General features: G+C 51.6%; 18 protein-coding genes. 7 read left to right on the forward strand and 11 right to left on the reverse strand.

Annotated elements, in window-relative coordinates:
* Positions 1 to 7 precede the first annotated feature (7 nt).
* Both MPHASIOC01_RS06490 and MPHASIOC01_RS06495 read right to left on the reverse strand, forming a co-directional pair.
* On the reverse strand, positions 8 to 1,975 hold the full coding sequence (locus MPHASIOC01_RS06490; protein WP_353614222.1) for a U32 family peptidase: 1,968 nt from the start codon (positions 1,973 to 1,975) through the stop codon (positions 8 to 10).
* Between the two features lie 90 nt (positions 1,976 to 2,065).
* Positions 2,066 to 2,605 carry a helix-turn-helix domain-containing protein gene (locus MPHASIOC01_RS06495; protein WP_353614223.1) on the reverse strand — a complete coding sequence of 180 codons (540 nt, stop codon included), beginning with the start codon at positions 2,603 to 2,605 and terminating at the stop codon, positions 2,066 to 2,068.
* 96 nt (positions 2,606 to 2,701) lie between these two features.
* Here MPHASIOC01_RS06495 and MPHASIOC01_RS06500 point away from each other — a divergent pair, with 96 nt between their 5' ends.
* Positions 2,702 to 3,886: a benzoate/H(+) symporter BenE family transporter gene (locus tag MPHASIOC01_RS06500; RefSeq protein WP_353614224.1), complete on the forward strand. Its 1,185-nt coding sequence runs from the start codon at positions 2,702 to 2,704 to the stop codon at positions 3,884 to 3,886.
* On the opposite strand, the gene MPHASIOC01_RS06505 is transcribed toward MPHASIOC01_RS06500, so the two are convergent.
* On the reverse strand, positions 3,835 to 4,731 hold the full coding sequence (locus MPHASIOC01_RS06505; RefSeq protein ID WP_353614225.1) for an AraC family transcriptional regulator: 897 nt from the start codon (positions 4,729 to 4,731) through the stop codon (positions 3,835 to 3,837). The genes MPHASIOC01_RS06500 and MPHASIOC01_RS06505 overlap by 52 nt on opposite strands.
* Before the next feature lie 155 nt (positions 4,732 to 4,886).
* Between MPHASIOC01_RS06505 and MPHASIOC01_RS06510 the strand changes: the two genes are divergently transcribed.
* Together MPHASIOC01_RS06510 and MPHASIOC01_RS06515 are read left to right on the forward strand one after the other, a co-directional pair.
* Complete coding sequence (locus tag MPHASIOC01_RS06510) at positions 4,887 to 5,789, forward strand: DMT family transporter (RefSeq protein ID WP_353614226.1); 903 nt, start codon at positions 4,887 to 4,889, stop codon at positions 5,787 to 5,789.
* Positions 5,790 to 5,903: 114 nt separating this feature from the next.
* The gene (locus tag MPHASIOC01_RS06515; protein ID WP_064593764.1) at positions 5,904 to 6,326 is read left to right on the forward strand and encodes a VOC family protein; all 423 of its coding nucleotides are present in this window, start codon (positions 5,904 to 5,906) and stop codon (positions 6,324 to 6,326) included.
* Here MPHASIOC01_RS06515 and tehB read toward each other — a convergent pair.
* Positions 6,292 to 6,882, reverse strand: coding sequence for a tellurite resistance methyltransferase TehB (gene tehB, locus MPHASIOC01_RS06520; RefSeq protein ID WP_353614227.1), 591 nt, complete (start codon positions 6,880 to 6,882; stop codon positions 6,292 to 6,294). The two genes, MPHASIOC01_RS06515 and tehB, sit on opposite strands and share 35 nt — an antisense overlap.
* A gap of 80 nt (positions 6,883 to 6,962) precedes the next feature.
* On the opposite strand from tehB, the gene MPHASIOC01_RS06525 reads away from it, so the two are divergent.
* The gene (locus MPHASIOC01_RS06525) at positions 6,963 to 7,883 is read left to right on the forward strand and encodes a hypothetical protein (protein ID WP_353614228.1); all 921 of its coding nucleotides are present in this window, start codon (positions 6,963 to 6,965) and stop codon (positions 7,881 to 7,883) included.
* A gap of 1 nt (position 7,884) precedes the next feature.
* Here the strand turns inward: MPHASIOC01_RS06525 and rimL are convergent, their stop codons facing one another.
* On the reverse strand, positions 7,885 to 8,463 hold the full coding sequence (rimL, locus tag MPHASIOC01_RS06530) for a 50S ribosomal protein L7/L12-serine acetyltransferase (RefSeq protein WP_064593772.1): 579 nt from the start codon (positions 8,461 to 8,463) through the stop codon (positions 7,885 to 7,887).
* 262 nt (positions 8,464 to 8,725) lie between these two features.
* Here rimL and hpxO point away from each other — a divergent pair, with 262 nt between their 5' ends.
* On the forward strand, positions 8,726 to 9,883 hold the full coding sequence (gene hpxO, locus MPHASIOC01_RS06535; protein ID WP_353614229.1) for an FAD-dependent urate hydroxylase HpxO: 1,158 nt from the start codon (positions 8,726 to 8,728) through the stop codon (positions 9,881 to 9,883).
* A gap of 67 nt (positions 9,884 to 9,950) precedes the next feature.
* Here hpxO and MPHASIOC01_RS06540 read toward each other — a convergent pair whose 3' ends face one another.
* The 3 genes from MPHASIOC01_RS06540 to MPHASIOC01_RS06550 form a co-directional block, all read right to left on the reverse strand.
* Positions 9,951 to 11,606, reverse strand: a complete 1,656-nt coding sequence (locus tag MPHASIOC01_RS06540) for a glucan biosynthesis protein D (RefSeq protein ID WP_064593778.1) — start codon at positions 11,604 to 11,606, stop codon at positions 9,951 to 9,953.
* Positions 11,607 to 11,793: 187 nt separating this feature from the next.
* On the reverse strand, positions 11,794 to 12,573 hold the full coding sequence (locus MPHASIOC01_RS06545; RefSeq protein WP_064593781.1) for an ABC transporter substrate-binding protein: 780 nt from the start codon (positions 12,571 to 12,573) through the stop codon (positions 11,794 to 11,796).
* Positions 12,574 to 12,585: 12 nt separating this feature from the next.
* On the reverse strand, positions 12,586 to 13,755 hold the full coding sequence (locus tag MPHASIOC01_RS06550; RefSeq protein WP_353614230.1) for a methionine aminotransferase: 1,170 nt from the start codon (positions 13,753 to 13,755) through the stop codon (positions 12,586 to 12,588).
* 114 nt (positions 13,756 to 13,869) lie between these two features.
* Between MPHASIOC01_RS06550 and MPHASIOC01_RS06555 the strand changes: the two genes are divergently transcribed.
* On the forward strand, positions 13,870 to 14,751 hold the full coding sequence (locus MPHASIOC01_RS06555) for a LysR family transcriptional regulator (protein ID WP_064593786.1): 882 nt from the start codon (positions 13,870 to 13,872) through the stop codon (positions 14,749 to 14,751).
* Here the strand turns inward: MPHASIOC01_RS06555 and MPHASIOC01_RS06560 are convergent.
* Positions 14,714 to 16,207 carry a carboxylesterase/lipase family protein gene (locus MPHASIOC01_RS06560; RefSeq protein ID WP_405027768.1) on the reverse strand — a complete coding sequence of 498 codons (1,494 nt, stop codon included), beginning with the start codon at positions 16,205 to 16,207 and terminating at the stop codon, positions 14,714 to 14,716. The two genes, MPHASIOC01_RS06555 and MPHASIOC01_RS06560, sit on opposite strands and share 38 nt — an antisense overlap.
* Positions 16,185 to 17,132: a LysR family transcriptional regulator gene (locus MPHASIOC01_RS06565; RefSeq protein WP_064593790.1), complete on the reverse strand. Its 948-nt coding sequence runs from the start codon at positions 17,130 to 17,132 to the stop codon at positions 16,185 to 16,187. The genes MPHASIOC01_RS06560 and MPHASIOC01_RS06565 overlap by 23 nt, the downstream gene beginning before the upstream one ends.
* A gap of 95 nt (positions 17,133 to 17,227) precedes the next feature.
* Between MPHASIOC01_RS06565 and MPHASIOC01_RS06570 the strand changes: the two genes are divergently transcribed.
* Positions 17,228 to 18,088 carry an oxidoreductase gene (locus tag MPHASIOC01_RS06570; protein ID WP_064593793.1) on the forward strand — a complete coding sequence of 287 codons (861 nt, stop codon included), beginning with the start codon at positions 17,228 to 17,230 and terminating at the stop codon, positions 18,086 to 18,088.
* Here the strand turns inward: MPHASIOC01_RS06570 and MPHASIOC01_RS06575 are convergent.
* Positions 18,085 to 19,455, reverse strand: coding sequence for a VOC family protein (locus MPHASIOC01_RS06575; protein ID WP_353614231.1), 1,371 nt, complete (start codon positions 19,453 to 19,455; stop codon positions 18,085 to 18,087). The genes MPHASIOC01_RS06570 and MPHASIOC01_RS06575 overlap by 4 nt on opposite strands.
* Between the last annotated feature and the right edge of the window lie 208 nt (positions 19,456 to 19,663).

The raw sequence follows: 19,663 nt of genomic DNA on the forward strand, positions 1-19,663 counted from the left end.
TGGGAAATTATCGCCCTTTCCGCCCAGGAAGTGTTTTCATTAACTCTTCTGGTGTCACTGATGCCACCACACTGCCAGGTAACGGCATTTTCATAATGTGGTTCTTCATTTTGCCAATGACATGCATCTCACAAGGCTTACAGTCAAATTTCAGGGTCAGCACTTCATCCTGATGCACCAGTTGCATGGGGGTTGCCCGCCCTTTAACACCCTGCACGCCTTTGGCCTGTTTTGGGCACAAGTTAAACGCAAAGCGCAGGCAGTGTTTGGTGATCATTACAGGTACATCACCTTTCTCTTCATGTGCCTCATATGCCGCATCAATCAGTTTAACCCCGTAGCGATGGTAAAAATCACGGGCTTTCTGGTTGTACACGTTGGCAAGAAAAGTCAGGTGTGATTCAGGGTAAACCGGTGGTGGAACGCTCACCGGTTTACGGCTGCCGCGCGGGTAATTTGCCATGCGGGCATCGGTCAGCATGGCAATGGTTTCACGGCGTAACTGGTTCAGCAGGCTGTTGGGCACAAACAATGGAGCCGCTAAAGCCAGGTTAACTTCTCGCGGGTAATAACATGTCTGCCCCAGTTTCGCCACGCCATCATGAAGCTGGCTTTCCGCTTTTTCCGGGTTATTTGCGATGTCAAACTGACCATCAAGGGTATGCGTTACACTCACGCCATCTTCACTGGTTGCAGTCAGAACCAGTTGCTCCTGCCAGCCGCTCAGTACCAGGTCTACCGCAATGCGTCGCTCGCTGGAGGTTTTCAGCAAAGCCTGTTGCCAGTTATGATCCAGGTTACGGTTGAGTGGGTGATGTGGGCGGATTTTATGTAAATCAGCAGGCATCTCATTCGGCCAGACCCGGTAACGCCCTTCCCCCGTTTTCTCAACGGTGTTCACACGGAAACCGACGACCTCGCGTTTGATCATGACATTCAGACCATCACCGTTAGCGAGCGGCTCAGTGGTTTCCACATCCAGGTGTCTGGCCGCAACACTCAACACTTCACCAACAGGTAAGCCAATGAATTTGGGGGAATCAAAAGCGCCAATATCCTGTTTACGTTGATTCACAAAATAGTCTGTGCTGCCGCGGTGAAAGGTTTTATCCGGAGAAGGGATAAAAAAGTGTTCCGTGCGGCCAGCAGACGCACGCTCAAGATCACTGCGTGATTCAATAATGTTATCCAGCAACTGGCGGTAATAAGCGGTTATGTTTTTCACATAACTCATGTCTTTATAGCGCCCTTCGATTTTAAAAGAGCGTACACCAGCATTAATCAATGCTTCCAGGTTGGCGCTTTGGTCGTTATCTTTCATCGAAAGCAGGTGCTTTTCATAAGCAACCACCCGCCCCTGGTCATCTTTCAGGGTGTACGGCAGGCGGCAGGCCTGTGAACAGTCCCCGCGATTAGCACTGCGCCCGGTTTGCGCATGGGAAATGTTGCACTGCCCGGAGTACGCAACACATAACGCGCCATGAATGAAAAACTCAATGGTGGCATCGGTATTTGCATGAATATCTGCAATCTGGTTGAGATTCAACTCACGCGCCAGAACGATTTGCGAGAACCCGGCATTGCCTAAAAAGCGGGCCTTTTCCACACTGCGAATATCACACTGTGTGCTGGCATGCAGCTCAATAGGGGGAATATCCAGTTCCAGGATCCCCATATCCTGAACAATCAGAGCGTCCACCCCCGCCTGATACAGATCAGTTATCAGCTTTTGTGCGCCAGCCAACTCATTGTCATGCAGAATAGTATTCAGTGTCACAAACACTTTGGCACCAAACTGGTGGGCAAAAGGAACCAGTTCAGCAATATCTTTCAGGCTGTTAGATGCATTATGGCGGGCACCAAAGTCCGGGCCGCCAATATAGACCGCATCAGCGCCATGCAGAATGGCTTCGCGGGCTATTTCGGCATCGCGTGCCGGGCTGAGTAGTTCAAGTTTATGAGTTTGCAGGCGCATAATTGTCTTATTCAGGTTTATTGAAAGGCGGCTATTGTAGTCAGATTCGGGTACGAGCAAAACTGCTTTTCACGGGAAAGCCGCTCTGTTTTAAACCGTAGACGATGGATAGTGAATCAGCGACTGAAATACCGTGGTTATAGCACTATGGTTAGCATAACTGTGGGGAACATCTGCAATAAAGCGCCATGCCTCACCGGCGGAAAGTGTGTGCCATTGCCCATCAACACACAACGATAATTCACCCGTAAGAACAATCACATGTTCAATAACACCCTGTTCATGGGGGCTGGAGTCACTTTGTGCTCCCGGTGCCAGTGTAATGCTGAACATATCGAAACGTAATACCGGGTCATATGGGAATAGTGGTGTCACTACCATCGCCTGCTGCTGGGCATCATAGACTGGCCGTTCACTGCCTGGTGTGGTGATAAAACGCGACAGCGGCACATTCAGCCCAGTGGCAATTTTCCACAGCGTGGCAACTGTTGGGCTGGATTCGTTGCGCTCAATTTGCCCCAGCATCGCTTTTGATACACCGGTTTTCTCTGCGGCCTGTGCCAGGCTCCACCCGCGCTGCTGACGTAACTGTTTCAGTGTTGATGACAACCAGGCTGCTATATCATCCATAAATTCCTCCTGTGTGGTCGGTAAGTATAGCGCCTTGTGCGTTATAACGCACGGTGTTATAGTCCGGACGTTATAACGCACAATACAGGAGCCGTTATGAGGCACACATCCCTTCCGTTTCCCACGATAATGTCCGGCTTTGTCGCTGTATTAGTCGGCTATGCCAGCTCTGCTGCGATTATCTGGCAGGCAGCTACCGCAGCAGGTGCCACACCAGACCAAATTGCAGGCTGGATGACCATGCTGGGTATTGCGATGGGTGCCAGCTCGCTGATTTTGTCCTGCTGGTACCGTATTCCGGTATTGACTGCATGGTCCACTCCAGGTGCTGCATTGCTGGCGACCAGCCTGCATGGGCTGACCATCAATGATGCTATTGGCGTTTTTGTGTTTGCCAACCTGCTGATTGTTTTGTGCGGCGTAACGGGCCTGTTTGCCAGGTTAATGCAAATTATTCCTCACAGCCTGGCTGCCGCAATGCTGGCGGGTATTTTATTGCGTTTTGGGCTGGATGCCTTTGCTAACCTGCAAGGCCACCTGGGGTTAACCGGCACAATGTTAGCCTGCTGGGTAATAGCCCGCCGTATTGCGCCACGCTATGCCATTGTGTTCACTCTGGTTGTCGGGCTGGTTATTTGTGCCATGACCGGCAGCATTGATACCCGGCATATTGATACCCATTTTGTTATGCCGCAGTGGGTAACGCCCCACTTTTCTCTGTCTGCCTTGCTGGGTGTTGGTGTGCCTTTCTTTTTGGTCACCATGGCATCTCAAAATGCACCGGGTGTGGCTACCATGAAAGCATCCGGTTACCACCTGCCTGTTTCATTACTGATGGTGGTTACCGGCGGGTTGTCGCTGCTGCTGTCGCCATTCGGGGTGTTCTCTGTATGTATCGCCGCGATTACTGCCGCAATTTGCCAGAGCCCGGAGGCACACCCTGACGCACAACAACGCTGGAAGGCATCAGCTACGGCTGGGGTATTTTACCTGCTTGCCGGGTTATCTGGTGCCACTATTACCTCATTGATGGCCGCCGTACCCGAGGCCTGGATCCAGACGCTTGCCGGATTAGCGTTATTGGGCACTATCAGTGGCAGCCTGGTTCAGGCACTGAATGTTCCCCATCAGCGTGACGCCGCGATTATTACTTTTTTAATTACCGCCAGCGGGGTAACACTTGGCGCTGTGGGGAGTGCATTTTGGGGGTTGGTTGCCGGTGGCGTATGCTATGCCTGCCTGGCACCTAAAGCACGCATAGCGGAAGGTGTACAGCCATAAACAGCGCGGAAACGGTTTGAAAAATGGCTTGAAGAACTAAAACCACACTGCAGGGCGATATCGGTAAGCGGTAATTGCCCTGCTTTCACCAGTTGTTCGGCTTTGATCATTCGGCGCTGCATTACATACTGATGCGGCGCAACACCAACCGACTGGCGGAACATGCGCGCAAAATGAAATTCGCTGAGCCCTGCCTGTGCCGCCAGCTTATCCAGAGTAATAGATGTATCAAGGTGATGTTCAATCCATTCCATTGTCTGGCGTAGCACCACTGGCGCCAGCCCGCCTTTTACAGGAGGTAATTTCCACTGAACGGTACTGTAATGCTGCACAATATGGGTGAGCAGCAATGTAGACGCAGTAGTGAGCACCAGGTGGTTTGCCTGTTCGCCCCAGGCATTATTGAGCAAGAACTGGCGGTAGAGCTGAGTAATGTGGACATCTTCGGCAAACGTCCGTTCATCAAGCTGAATACTTGCCGGGTTGCGATCCCAAATCTCTTCGCCAATTGCGCGTAAATGCGCACTGGTACAGTACAGATGCACAAAGGAAAGGTCGGCACGTACATCCCAGGTGGATTCACTCTGTTCTGGCATCAGGCAAAATCTGTCTGGCCCGCCGCCATTTTTCCAGCCCTGGCGTGTTTTGTGGTAGGTTTCGTACCCGTCTGCCACATACAAACTTAATGTATGGTGGTCGCTCATCTGCGTGATGGTGTCATGCTTATTTGACCAGGATGCCAGTTGCACCCCGGAGTTAAGCTGCACACTGTCGTGTAATACTGCCTTGTGCTGGCGCAAGTTTTCAAATGCGTGGTAGCCCATATCGCCCTGCCATTGCTTCATCTGTTTGACAGTCTACGGTGGCAATTTCTCCTCTGCCAGCCATTACCGGAAAAAAAAGCGCAAGAATATGCAAGTGCACCACAACCAGCTGCAAGCCAGCTGGCGCAGCTCACTACACACTACCGGCTACTTTCACGGGAGTAATGAGGTTATTTATGAACGCAGTACTGTATATTTTGGTCGTTGTTATTTGGGGAACTACCTGGATTGCCATTGCCATGCAACAAGGGCCGGTCGCCGTACCCGTTTCTATTTTCTGGCGGTTTGCTGTGGCTTGTGCCGTGTTATGGCCGGTGATGTTGATGACCCGCCGCCTGAAATCTATGCGCAAAGCAGACCATTTATTCTGCCTGCTACAAGGGTGCTGTGTCTTCGGGTTCAACTTCTTCTGCTTCTACCATGCAGCCGCCTGGATAACCAGTGGGCTGGAGTCAGTAATTTTCTCTATGGCGGTATTGTTTAATGCAGTGAACAGTTTTCTGTTTTTTGGCCAGCGCCCGGCACCGCGTTTTTATGCTGCCGCGCTACTCGGCCTGGTCGGTATGGTTGTGTTGTTCTGGGACGATGTCGTGGGCCAGACGCTATCCATGACGCTACTTGGTGGTATTGGGTTAAGCGCACTGGGTACCTACGGTTTCTCATTGGGAAATATGATCAGCGCCCGCCACCAGAAACGTGGGCTGGATACACTCACCACCAACAGTTGGGCTATGCTGTACGGTACGCTGGTAATGGGAGCGACGGGCCTGTTCAGTGGCAGCCATTTTATGCCAGAGTGGGATACCCGTTATATTAGCGCGCTGCTTTATCTCGGTGTTTTTGGTTCAGTCATTGCTTTCGGTGCCTATTTTACGCTGGTTGGGCGTATTGGCCCGGCAAATGCGGCCTGGAGTACACTGCTGTTTCCCCTGGTAGCATTAGCGATTTCAACCGTTTTTGAAAATTATCAGTGGAAAAGTAATGCGGTTATTGGCCTGATTCTGATCCTTGCAGGAAACCTGGTGATGTTTGTGCCGGTCAATAAATTACGTGCCGGTTTGCGGCTGAAGAGCGCCTGATACCCGAAGTAGCGGGAAAAGTGTGGCGCGTGTAACACAAAGGCACTTTTGACAACACAGGCAAATCAGAAACTGCAACACTGCATAACATACTGTCAATAAAGGGCCTTCACGATGAACATGCCACACTTACGCATTGCCAGACCGGTTACCTCTCTGACACAAAGTGAAACGCTCTACTGTACAGGGCTTGGGTTGGAGGTAACGGGGCGATTTAGTGAGCATAATGGTTTTAGTGGCATTATGCTGTCGCTCCCGCAGGCTGCATGGCACCTTGAGTTTACTGTGTGCCACCGGCATCCTGTTACACCTGCCCCCGGGAGCGAGGACTTACTGGTTCTCTATTACCCGGACCCAACCCACTGGCGGCAACGGTGTGAAAAAATGCGCCTTGCCGGGTTTCATGCCATTAACAGTTACAACCCATACTGGGATCATCACGGGCAGACGTTCATAGACCATGATGGCTACCGCACAGTTATTCAGCAAAGCGCGTGGCCGGTTACACCTTCTGAGCAAGCAGTGTCGCAAATCTGAGTTTAATGCGGTTACCATTGCTGTCCGTTTTGTGCAATTCCCCCACATCTTCATTGTATTTATGCAGGTTCCAGCCTGCATAATACGCCGCCAGTTCGCCTTCTTTGAAGGTAAACGGGAACCCAACAGAGCATGGAAAATCAGCGGTGCTCATTGCTGAGACAATTAAATTCAACCCACCCGGGCGCGTGGCTTCCTGCATCTGGCTAATCAGACGGGGAATAGTCGCAGGTTCAAGAAACATCATCACTACTGTTGATAACAATAAATCGTACGCGCCGTGAAAACTGACCTGGTTGAGGTCGGCCACCGCCGCTTCCAGATTACCCAGTTTTTCCTGCCGGGCAATGCGCTGCAGGTTTTCTATGCTGGCAACGTTTTTATCCCAGGCCTGAACCTGGTGCCCTGCATCCGCCAGGTAAAGGCTGTTGCGCCCATTACCACAACCCAGATCCAGTACCTGACTGTGGGGTTTTAGCAGGGGAACAGCACTTCGTAATTCAGAGTGAGGTAAGGTCAGCCCGTAGTTATCGTGAAAATAGTTTTCTGTGCGCATGGTTTTCTCCCGCCACCATCGTTAGCCAGTGGCAAAGCCTTTATCGTCTGCCAAAATTATTACAATAACCGGAGATGATAATGAAAAAATACCAGTTGAGCGACCACTGCCGTAAGCTTATTTCGCCACAGGGAGAAAACATCACCCTGTATCAAATATGTGCCCTGGCAGACTTTGGTTCCGTGTGCAAAGGTCAATTGGGCGGCTGGGTGGAAGGACCAGACTGTCTTAGTCAACAAGGTAGCGCCTGGCTTGAAGAACAGGTGGAAGTCTTTGGCGGTGCGCAAGTCAGTGGTGATGCGCAAATCCTTGGCCTCAGCCGGTTAACAGGCAGGCTTCATGTGACGGATAGCGCGCAGGTAAAAGATTGCCAAATTGATGGCCCGGCTGACATCAGCGGGGAAGCCAGGCTGTTCGACAGCCGCATAATTGCCTGTATGGGTTTTACGGCAGACCCAGACCAGGCTCTTACCATCAGTGGCAATGCGCATATCAGGCGGAGTTTACTGGCTCATCAGGTGTGTGTCTGTGACCACGCATATATTGATTTTGGTTTTCTGCAACACCGGGCTTGTGTGAGTGGTTATGCCATTATTCAGGGAAACGATAATTGTAATGTGTGGCTGTGTGACAATACCTGTGTAAGTGACCATGCCCGTATTATTGCCGGACAGGATACCGATAGTATCCCTGTATTACGTGGACATGTGCGGGTTGCTGATTATGCAGTGGTTGAAGGTAACTGTGTTCTGTCCGGGAGCGTGACATTGCTTGATTACGCAAACCTGCACGGCGGCCCGGTCGTGCTATGTGACAATGTCACGGTTCGGGGGCACGGGCGTATCGCGGGAAATGTTCGCCTGGAAAACGCCACAGAACTCCGTGATAACGCCTGTATTGAAACCTGGGATAACGAAACTGTTTTGTTGCGGGATTCAAGAATACTGACAGGTAACCAGCACATCACTCGCGCCAGCCCTTTTCTGCCTTTTGAGCGTTAATTTATTCAGTTTTGTTTGCCTGGCTGGTATCAATAATCCGCCCATAGATGTTCTGGTCGTGATAACCGCCATTAAGAAATTCTGCTTCACGCAACCGTCCTTCAAGAGTAAAACCATTACGTTGGGCAACCTGGTTGCTGGCAGTGTTGGTGACAATACATTTAATGACAAAGCGGCGTACCAGTCCTTCGCGGGCATATTTCATCATCATCGCGTTTAAAGAACGGGACAAAATGCCTTTACCCTGCGCCGCTTCGTCCAGCCAGTAGCCAATGTAGGCAGCTTTATTTGTTGGCTCTATCAGGTTAAAAGACACCACGCCAACCAGTTTTGACTTACACAGAATCATAAACATTTTGGTGATATTGCGGTGGTGCAACAGATAATTACCCTGAACGGTTTTCAGGGTATCTTCCCGCGCATTGACAAATTGCGGCCAGTTCATACTTTGTTGCAGCCAGTCTTTATTGCGCAGAATCAGCGCAAACAGTGGGTCAACAAAGCGTTCATGAACTGAATGCAATTGAATATGCGAATCCACAGAAATCACTTCATCCTGCCATGATTGGGGGGTATTCACAGGTATACCTCTTTTCTTTTCACTGTTTTCAAAGACTAAGTGATTCTTAATAAAAAGTCTCGCGCTTTATTTTGCCCCTTTACAGTGCGTAGCGACTGTTCTTGCACCGCAAGTATGCAAGAACTGGCTCCATAACTGTCCATCATAACCGTTGCCATGCCATTGGAACCATTGATGCACCGTGTAACTAAAGTTTCAGTTGAATGATAACCTGACCTGGTACAGAAATTGCAAAAATTCTGTTACAGAACAGGAGACAAACATGAAAGCAGTCATAATTGGTGGTGGCATTGGCGGTTTGTCCGCAGCGATTGCCCTGAAACGCTGCGGCATCGAAACTGAAGTGTATGAAGCCGTAAAGGAAATTAAACCGGTTGGTGCAGCAATTTCAATCTGGCCTAACGGGGTAAAATGCCTGAATTATCTTGGCCTTCATGAGAATGTCACTGCCCTTGGCGGGAATATGGCATATCTCGCCTACAATGACGGGCACAGCGCAGCCACCCTCACCCGTTTTAGCCTGTCGCCGCTGGTTGAGGCTGTAGGCGAGCGGCCTTATCCTGTTGCGCGCGCAGAATTGCAAAATATGTTGCTGGAGCAATATGGCAAAGACGCCGTGCAATTCGGTAAACGGGTTACGCATATAGAAGAGCAGAAAGATGGTGTTTGTGCCTGGTTTGAAGACGGGCACAAAGCAACGGGTGACCTGCTGATTGCAGCCGATGGCACCCACTCTGTTATCCGTAACTGGGTATTGGGTTACCAGACTGAACGCCGTTATGCGGGCTATGTGAACTGGAACGGACTGGTTGAGATTGATGAAACGATTGCACCGGCAGACCAGTGGACCACTTTTGTCGCAGAAGGGAAGCGCGTCTCACTCATGCCGGTTGCCGGTAACCGCTTTTATTTCTTCTTTGATGTGCCCTTACCCAAAGGGCTGGAAGAAGACAGAAGTACTCTGAGGGACGACCTTAAACGCTATTTTTCTGGCTGGTGCCCACCGGTTCAAAAGCTGATTGATACACTGGACCCACAAACCACGAACCGGATAGAAATTCATGATATCGAACCATTTATGCAACTGGTGCGTGGCCGGGTAGCGTTGTTGGGCGATGCCGGGCACAGTACTACTCCGGATATAGGCCAGGGTGGCTGTGCGGCGATGGAAGACGCCGTGGTGCTGGCCATTGCCCTGCAAACCAACTCGCTGGGAATTGAAGATGCTCTGTTGCGTTACCAGGCTAAACGCAATGAGCGGGTAAAAGACCTGGTTCTGAAAGCACGCAAACGATGCGATGTAACACATGGTAAAGATCAACAGGCAACACATGCCTGGTATGATGAACTGAAAACGGAAACCGGAGAGCGCATTATGGCCGGGATTGAAGATACCGTGATGGGCGGCCCACTGGCCTGAACCGGCTTTAATTAATAAAAAACCGCGCAAGGTTTGCTGCCTGCGCGGTTTTTTTCACCCTGCCATATTAACGCATCTGGCGTTCATCAACATATTTGCGTTTATCTGGTGCTGGCGGGAAATACTGGTAAAGCCAGGTTTCACTAATAGCTTTCCCCTGGCAACGCAGGAACATGCGCATTTCTACCGGGTCTACGGAATCAGAAGTGGGATACCAGTCGAACAGAATGCGGTAGCCATCAAATGGTTCGACATACAGGATTTCGACCTGGCGCGCTTCGCCACTGGACAATGTGATAACGGGTTCAATGCCTTTAGGCGCAGCATCTTTCAGGTCGCCACCAACAAAATCAATGGCAAAACGGCGTGACCATTTTTCCGGGAAGTGTTCACCCGGTGCCCAGCCTTCCGGGAAGCTCCCCATGCCTGTGCGGGTTGCATAGACTCGCGCCATATTGGTGTGATAAGGCGGCTCGGCACTCCAGTACAGACGGTACTTGAAGTTCAGTGTGTCACCGGCTTTGACCGGTTTCTCCGGTTGCCAGAAACACACAATATTATCCAGCGTTTCACCGGTTGTTGGGATCTCCATCAGGCAAACATGGCCTTTACCCCAGGCATTACGCGGCTCAACCCACAGGCTTGGGCGTTTGTTATACCAGCCCATCACATCCTGGTAGCTTTCGAAGCGGTGGTCGAGTTGTAACAGACCAAAGCCTTTCGGGTTTTCATCCATAAATGCGTTGAACTGCAGGCGCTGTGGGTTATTGAGCGGACGGCAAATCCACTCACCATTACCACGCCACATAGACAGGCGATCGGAGTCATGAATTTGTGGATGAATGGTGTCGCACATTGTGCGTTCATTGGTGCCACAACTGAACATGCTGGTCATTGGGGCTATCCCCAGTTGCCTGATGTCCTGGCGCGCATACAGGTGATTTTCGATTTCCATAATCACCTGGGTTTCTTCACACTCAATGGTAAATTTGTAGGCCCCGGTGGCACTTGGGCTGTCCAGTAAGGCATATACCACAAAAGTCGTGTCGCTGGCTTTGGGGGTTTCAAACCAGAACGCCGTAAAATCAGGGAACTCTTCTGGTTTATCAGTAAAGGTGTCAATTGCCAGGCCACGGGCCGACAGGCCATATTGCCAGGTGTTGTCTACTGCACGAAAATAACTCGCGCCAAGGAATGAAACGATATCACGACGCGCCAACTCAGGGGCTTTAAAGACTTTAAAACCCGCGAAACCCAGGTCTGGCTGCCCTTCCAACTGGCTGACATCCACGCCGGCATCGTGGTAATTGAATAAATCCGGACGGAAATGTACTTCCCTGGCCTGATGGGTTGACTGGTCAAGGGAAAACATTCTTACCCGGCGGCGAAAGCCCATGCCAACGTGGAAAAACTGCACATCGAGTTGGCGGTTTTCTATGTTGTGCCACAGAGAATGCCCGGCATCATACTGAATGCTGTTGTAAGCCTGAGGGGTTAAATCGGCCAGTGTTTTCGGCAATGGGCGAGGTGCGCCCCCCCAGGCCTTTTGCGCCAAATCATGGGCCATCGACTGCAACACAGAAAAATCGAAAGTGCGGGTACTGCCATCCGCAATTCCTGACTCTTGTGCCCACGCCGCGCGCGAGAAGAAAGTGGCAAGTGCTGGAGTGCCACAGGCAGCGGCCAGCGCCATAGAAGCTTTTATAAAACGTCTGCGATTCATGCCGGATTCATCGTCCTTTTTGTCAGGATAGTAGCGTTAGGTTAACGGGCATTCCCACCATGCACTTAAGCCCGTTGCCATGGACACTCTAGACAAAATTGACCCTGAATCCAACAACACAACGCTGCGGCCCGCGCGAGCGTCTGTTTTTCAGACATGTCGCCCAGAGGCCGCAGTAAAAATGGTGTTATTTCACACTCACATCAATTCCCGGGAAATATTTTTTTGCCAGTGTGGTGACTGTGCCATCGGACTGTAATTTGCTGATAGCCGCATCAAGGCGTGCTTTCGTCCGGGTATCTCCTTTACGCAGACCAAAACCAATTCCGCTACCCAGAATTTTGTCATCACTGACTGGCTTACCAATAAAGCCAAAACCTTTGCCCTGAGGCTTGCTCAAGAAACCGGCCTGACCTGCCGCGGACATCACCAGTGATGCATCAATACGGCCATTAAGTAAATCGGCCCATGCCATGTTCTGGTCTTTGTATGAGACAACAGTTACCCCCTGCTTCTCCCAGTGCTCTTTGGCATAAACTTCCTGAATGGAACCCTGCAGAACGCCAATGGTTTTCCCCTTAAGCGATGCTGCTGTCGCGTCAAGACCACTGCCGGATTTACCCACCAGTTGGGTTGGTATCCGGTAAATGGGGTGAGTGAAGTCGATACTTTTTTCACGCTGTTCCGTGATATTCATTGCGGAGTTAATGGCGTCGAATTTTTTTGCCATCAGGCCTGGTATCAGGGCATCAAATGACGTTTCCACCCATTCGCACTTCAGTTTTGCCGCCTGGCAAACTGCTTTGCCGAGATCGATATCAAACCCTTCCAACTGGCCTGCGGCATTACGGCTTTCAAACGGTGGATATTCAGCTTCCAGCCCAAAGCGCAGCGTGTTTTCTGCAGCAATAGCAGATAAAGAAGATAACAACCCAGCGGCTAATAACAGTGATGTAATTTTTTTCATGAGTAACCCTGCTTAACGTGGCTTAACCTGGCATAACGCCTGCGCGCCTGCCTTTAATGTCGCATCGTCTTTAGCAAAAGAGAGGCGAATCAGTTTATTGTCTGTACCATCGGTGTAGAACGCGGATAACGGAATGGCAGCAACACCATGCTCCACAATCAGACGTTTTACCATCTCGCTGTCGGGTTCGTCACTAAAGTGCCCGTAACTGGCGAGCATAAAGAATGACCCGGCACTCGGTAATAACCTGAAGGGAGACTCAGCCAGCAAAGACTGGAGTAAATCACGCTTACGCTGGTAAAACGGCCCCAGACTTTGCCAGGTGACCGGATTCGTCATGTAGTCGGCGAACGCATACTGCATAGGCGTATCTGCCGCAAACATTAAGAACTGGTGCACTTTGACTATCCCATCCATCAGCACTTTTGGCGCAACGCAGTACCCCACGCGCCAGCCTGTAACATGGAACGTTTTACCAAAAGATGAAATGATGACACTGCGTTCCGCCAGACGCGGATGTGTGGCCATGCCGTGGTGGCGCGCGCCATCAAAGACGATATGCTCATACACTTCATCTGCCAGCAAAATGATATCGGTCCCCTGAGTCAAACGCACCAGTTCGCTCAAATCTGACTCACTCAGCACCTGGCCACTCGGGTTATGTGGGGTATTGATAATTATCATGCGGGTACGGCTGTTTATCGCAGCCGACACTTCATCCCAGTTAATCCGGAAATCAGGCTGAGTCAGTTTGACAGCAACGGGCGTTGCACCCTGCAAACGAACTACCGGCGCATAGCTGTCGAAGGAGGGTTCAAAGTAAATCACTTCATCGCCCGGGTGAACCAGGCCACTGATGGCAGAGTAGATCCCTTCACTGGCACTGGCGGTAACCAGCACTTCATCTGTAGTGTCATAATGCTGACCATATGCCAGTGCGACTTTCTCACTAATCAGCTGTTTGAGGTGAGGCAAACCCGTCATTGGAGCATACTGGTTGCGGTTTTCTTTCATCGCTTTTGTTACGCCATCAACCAGTGCCGGGTCACACGGAAAGCCTGGCGCACCCTGGGAAAGGTTAATGGCATTGTGCTGGGATGAAAGCTGCCCAATTACGGTAAAAATGGTGGTACCTACATCCGGCAGTTTTGATTTGCACTGTACCGGGGATTGCATGGACATGGCCGCTCCTGTGATAGCTACGAATTGCATAACTATTCAAGCGACCCGGCATTGCAAGCACAACCGAATTGTTGTCATAATAGCCATGCAAAAATTGCATAGCTGGAGATGTGTATGCCCCGCCATTCCCTGCCACTGAATGCGCTTGAAGCCTTTATTGTTACCGCCCGGCACCTTAACCTGACTCATGCAGCGAAAGCGCTTTACCTGACTCAGGGTGCGGTAAGCCGCAAAATTGCTTCGCTGGAAAACTGGTTTGGCTTTGCGTTGTTTGAGCGGCATGCCCGGGGTTTGCACCTGACGCCACGCGGGAAAGCGTTACTCCCGGAACTTGAGCAGGCATACAGGCAAGTGCATATTGTGGCTGAACAGGCACGTCAGAAACCACAATCAGTTCGCCTTAAAGCGCCAACCTGCGCTATGCGCTGGTTGCTACCTAACCTTCTTGCCATTGAGCATCACTACCCGGACCTCGATGTGGTGTTAACCACCACAACCGATCACGGCATTAATTTTCATGCTGAACCTTTTGATGCCGCAATTGAATATGGGAAATCTGAACGTGGTGAATTGCTGTTTGATGAGTGCCTGACACCGGTAGTAAGCCCGGTGCTGGCAAACCAACTGGCAACACAACCGGAAAGCTTATCCCGCCTGACATTTTTACACCCCACGCGGGATAAAACTGACTGGTTATTGTGGTGGAACAGCCAACCCCGCCCCTGGCCGGTAATGCGTAAGAACCAGCACTTCGATACCATGGATCTGGCTATCAGTGCCGCCATCCAGGGATACGGTGTTGCGATTGCCGATGAACACCTTGTCGCCGCGGATATCAAAGCCGGGAGACTGGTGCGGCTGTCTGAACAGGCAGTGCCTACGGGAGCGGCATACCGCCTGGTGTTGCGCCAGGCGGGTAGCGAAGCAGGCAATTTAAACGACTTCCGCCAGGCGTTGCTTAGTCCAGATTTACATGGTGTTTCATCACTCGCTTAAACAGCCGCAGACGCAAAGGCATAAACCAGCGGCGATGGCGAAAACCAAACTGCCGCTGCAGGCCAATTTGCAAAACGCCATGTGCCGGCCAGGCGACCGGCCCCGCAAGAGCCTGCGCTTCCCCCTTCTTCTGGCTGGCAAATGCGGCCCAGTAATCTGCGAGAATCGAGGCGACTTTTTGGTCTGGTTCTGTAGTAGTTATCATGGTTGCCAGCGTATCAAATACGTAAGCCACTTCGTTACCATGTGACGCGCCGAAAGGCAGGCTGCCCCGTTCACCTTCACTGACATAATCAAACCAGTAACGCCAGCAAGCCTGGCCTGCTCTCTTTTGTGCATCACTGATAATCAGGCCCAGTGTGGTAAACGCCATATCACGGCAAACCTCGCGCCCGAGCGCATCATCCTGTAAAGCATGCGGGTAAAGCGTGCGGATCAGGGCAAGTCCGCCCCGGTGAGTTTTGCGCATCTGGCGGATTTGTTGTGCGGCATCCACACCAAACACAGAGAGCACGCTGGCTTCATCACTGTTACTTCCCACCAGTACTGGCAAGGCGTGTTGCTGCCCTGCCATAAAGCAATCCAGCGCGGGTTGTGGCAGCACGATATCGCCACTTATCGGCACAGGTGCGGGTGAATAAGGTGCGGCCAGAGGCCAGAAGGCATCGCCTGGTAATTCTCGCAACTGTTCAGCAGTGGCGTGCTTTAACCCCAGCACAGCCGCCACTTGTTCACCATTTTGTAATGCGTCTGGCCGGGGAGTGTCAGGTAACGTGTAACCGCTTTGAATAATCGCTCTGTGAAACAACCCCCTGGCGAGTGGTGAGGTCATCAGTGACATTACACTACGTGCACCTGCAGATTCGCCGAACAACGTCACCTGTTGTGCATCACCACCAAAAGCTGCGATGTTCTCCCTGACCCAGTTCAGTGCCGCAACTTGGTCAAGCAAACCAAAATTGTGTACCGGGCCACGGGGATCTTCTCCGTCTAACGCCGGGTGAGCAAAAAAACCGAGATGCCCAAGGCGGTAATTCACGGTAACCAGGATAACACCGCGCCGGGTGAAGCCGTGGCCTTCATAAGGCGGCAGGCCACCGGCACCAATGGTAAACCCACCACCATGCAGCCAGACCATAACAGGCAAAGGATGCACTGACGGTGTTGCGGGGGCCCAGATATTTAAATACAGGCAATCTTCACTAAAACTGCCCGGGTCCCCGCCACCCAGTTCACGGCAGTACTCTTCATCCTGCCAACTTGCCGGGCCATACACATATGCCTGTTTTACGCCCTGCCAGTTGGAAGGGGGTTGAGGTGCACGCCAGCGTAATGCTCCAACAGGTGGCGTGGCATAAGGAACGCCTCGCCATACCCGAACACCCGCTTCACACTTTCCCTCAAGTAACCCGTTGCCTGTCATCACCTGACAATTATCCACTGAGTGTGCCAGCATCATGTTTCCCGCTTTCCCTTCCGTTCGCATTCATTTCATGAATAAAATCAATAAAGGCCCTTAATGGCGCGGGCACCAGGCGGCGATCCGGGTAATAGAGCCACGGGCCACTGAATTCGGGCCACCAGGGTTCCAGTACCGGCTTGAGTTCTCCACGGGCGATTGCCGGGGCCAGCCAGTCTTCGAAAAGCATAATAATCCCCGCGCCTTTAATCGCTGCATCCACAGCCAGGTCAACGGCAGCACCGATACTGACGACCAGGGGGCCTTTGACCTGAACACGCAATGTTTCATCGCCTTTGTGAAATTCCCAGTCAGAGATAACGCCACTATGGTAGCGGCAACGAATACAGCGGTGTTGTATTAATTGCGTCGGGTGTTCGGGCTGGCCTGAAAGTTCCAGGTACTCAGGTGAGGCCACTACCGCGAACCGTTGAGTACGCGGCCCAAAGGGAACGGCAATCATATCCTGTGCCAGGCTCTCTTCGTAACGGATCCCGGCATCGCAACCCGCGCTGAAAATATCAACCAGGTTACTTTCAGCAATGATGTCGACATCAATCTCCGGGTAACGGGCGAGAAATGCCGGAATAATATCAGGCAGAATCAGCCGGGCGGCACTCACCGGTACGTTCAGGCGCAATGTACCACGCGGGGTATGACGAAAACCGTTGATTTTATCCAGCGCAGTTTCGACTTCATCCAGCGCCGGGCGTAAGTTTTCCACCAAAGCCCGCCCCGCTTCTGTCAGGGCGACGGTGCGAGTGGTTCGGTTGAACAAGCGCACACCCAGTTGTTGTTCTGCTCGCCGTACTGCATCACTGAGCCGCGACGGATTACTGTTGAGATTACGGGCAGCTTCACGAAAACCGCCCGCCCGTGCAACAGCAACCACCGCCTGCAGGTCGTTCAAATCATATGGCATTGTGCGGATTCCCGTACATCGTGTCGTGATTGACTGGAATAGTCGCACAAGACTGGCTTGTCTACAATTCAGAGTACACTAACAGGAGGTATCCAATGACAACCGTTCAACTGGCAGGCACCCGGCAATTAGGCGACAAGCAAGTATTCAGAATGGGTTACGGCGCAATGCAACTCGCCGGTCCTGGTGTTTTTGGCCCCCCGGATAACCCGGAACAGGCAATTGAAGTCCTGCGTCTGGCTATCGAACAAGGTATTAATCACATTGATACCTCAGATTTTTATGGCCCGCATATTACGAACCAACTCATCAGACAGGCATTGCACCCCTATAAAAAAGAGTTATGTCTGGTGACAAAAGTCAGCGCAAGGCGTGATGATAAAGGTAACTGGATACCGGCGATGTCGGAAAGTGAACTGACCCGGGCAGTGGAAGAAAATCTGGAAAACCTGGGCCTGGATCAACTGGATGTGGTCAACCTGAGAAGTATGTATGATGTGCATAAACCTGCAGAAGGTAGCCTCGAAGGCCCGTTAACGACATTGCTTAACCTGCAGTCACGGGGGTTAATTCGCCATATTGGGCTCAGCAATGTTACACCAACGCAAATCAAAGAGGCGCTGGCATTAACCCCTGTCGCCTGCGTACAAAACTACTATAACCTGGCCGAGCGCAGTGATGACGCGTTGATTGACTGGCTCGAACAACGCAACATCCCATACGTACCCTATTTCCCGCTCGGTGGGTTTACGCCGCTACAATCGGACGAACTCAGCGCTGTTGCCAGTGAACTCTCGGCCTCCCCCATGCAAGTTGCGCTGGCCTGGTTATTACAGCGGTCGCCCAATATTTTGTTGATTCCTGGCACCAGTAAGCCAGCGCATTTGCTGGCAAATATTGATGCAGCTAAGTTACAACTGCCTCAAGCGTACATCGAACGTCTGAATGCGCTTTAGTCGGTATCCGTTAGTCTGTTAACCGTAGCCAGCCCGCACTGGCTACGGCTGCGGTTTTCAGTTTCCTGATACAGGACAAACGGATCTTTAACTGCACAGCCCAGAGCTGCTTCAAAGGCCTGCTGACTGGCATGCCCCTGTTCCCTGACCTGTGTTTCAGCTCCAAGGTTTGACTGAAAAATCCCGGCGGCACTTACTGGCAGGAAATCTTCATAAGTGACCGGGGACGCGGCGATCCAGCCTCGTTCAATGAGTGCTTGTGGGCTGTCGTCAGGTTTAATCGCCTGACGGTTTGCGTCTCCGGCAGGTAATAACCGGTATCGGTACCAGGCGAGCCCGGACTGACGCAGTGTTGTTTCGTCATCGGGGAAACGAGCAAAGGCATTACGTAACCGGTTTTGGTGCGCAAAATTATCCGCGGCGACACCGGCTTCTGCTAACAAGGTATCGTATAAACGCCGCCCTTTTGGTGTCAGTGCCACTCCTCGCTGTTCTATTTCGCCAAATCGTGCGGTATGCGCTCCCTGTGCCCCTTCGGCAAATACCACCTTTTCTTCCAGTGCCCGGAAGCTGGTCTGGCGCAGAAGAATGGGGTGCAGACGACGGGGTGGGCCTTCAATCACGTTTTTGGGCGTAACGCCATATTCAGGCATCAGTGCCTGTACCCGGTCAATGTCCAGTGTACGTGGTGTCAGATGGTTAATATGGCATCCAGGGAAACTGACGATATCGGCCACCAGACGGTGTGCGTTATGGAGGGCCTGGTATGTTTGCGCGTCCACGCAAGCCTGCTGGCGCCAGCGAAAGGTTTCCAGTGCTTCACGCACAAAACTCTGGGCCTGGGGGGCGGTTAGACCACCTTGTTGCGCGTGGATATCGACCAGATCATGGCAGACTGGCGTAAAAATAGAACGCTTCGCCAGTATCTGCAGTGCCTGTTTACGCAAGGGGATATCTTCAATCAGTTCCGGGCGCAGTAAGGACGTAAAAACACGAAACGGGTTGCGGGCCAGTGCGGCATCTTCTGTAGGGCGAAACGCGGTTGAATGCACTGGTATACCGGCAACAGACAAATCATAGTACCCCACGGGATACATGCCCATGATGGCAAAAATCTTGCGCAATCCCGCCAGTTCTTCTGGCGTACCAACGCGAATGGCTCCATGCCGCTCAATATTCAGCCGGCCAATTTCTCCATCGTTTGTCAGTTGTTCAAGCAACATGGGGTGTTTTTCCAGCACGCCAATATTAACGTCGGCGACCAGATCCAACAATGTGCCGTATTGTGGAACTTCCTGCTGATACATCAGAGACATCGCCTGTGCGAACATTTCCCGAATTTCATCTGCGCTGACATACTCTGCCATATTGTTTTCCTCAGGCCTTTTCCCAAAGGGTAGATAACACCTCTGCGCCACACTGAAATTATTCAGCTTTTGTGATCATGGCAACGGGTAATATTTGGCGGTGATACCCCCTGCGTTCTCCATTTCTATAACCGGAGCATATGGCTGGCTGACGCGCAAAAATAGCTGGTACTGATTTGCCTCGATTCAGCCGGGGTACCCAATACAG

It is taken from the genome of Mangrovibacter phragmitis (genome assembly GCF_040429585.1).
Classification (GTDB): domain Bacteria; phylum Pseudomonadota; class Gammaproteobacteria; order Enterobacterales; family Enterobacteriaceae; genus Mangrovibacter; species Mangrovibacter phragmitis.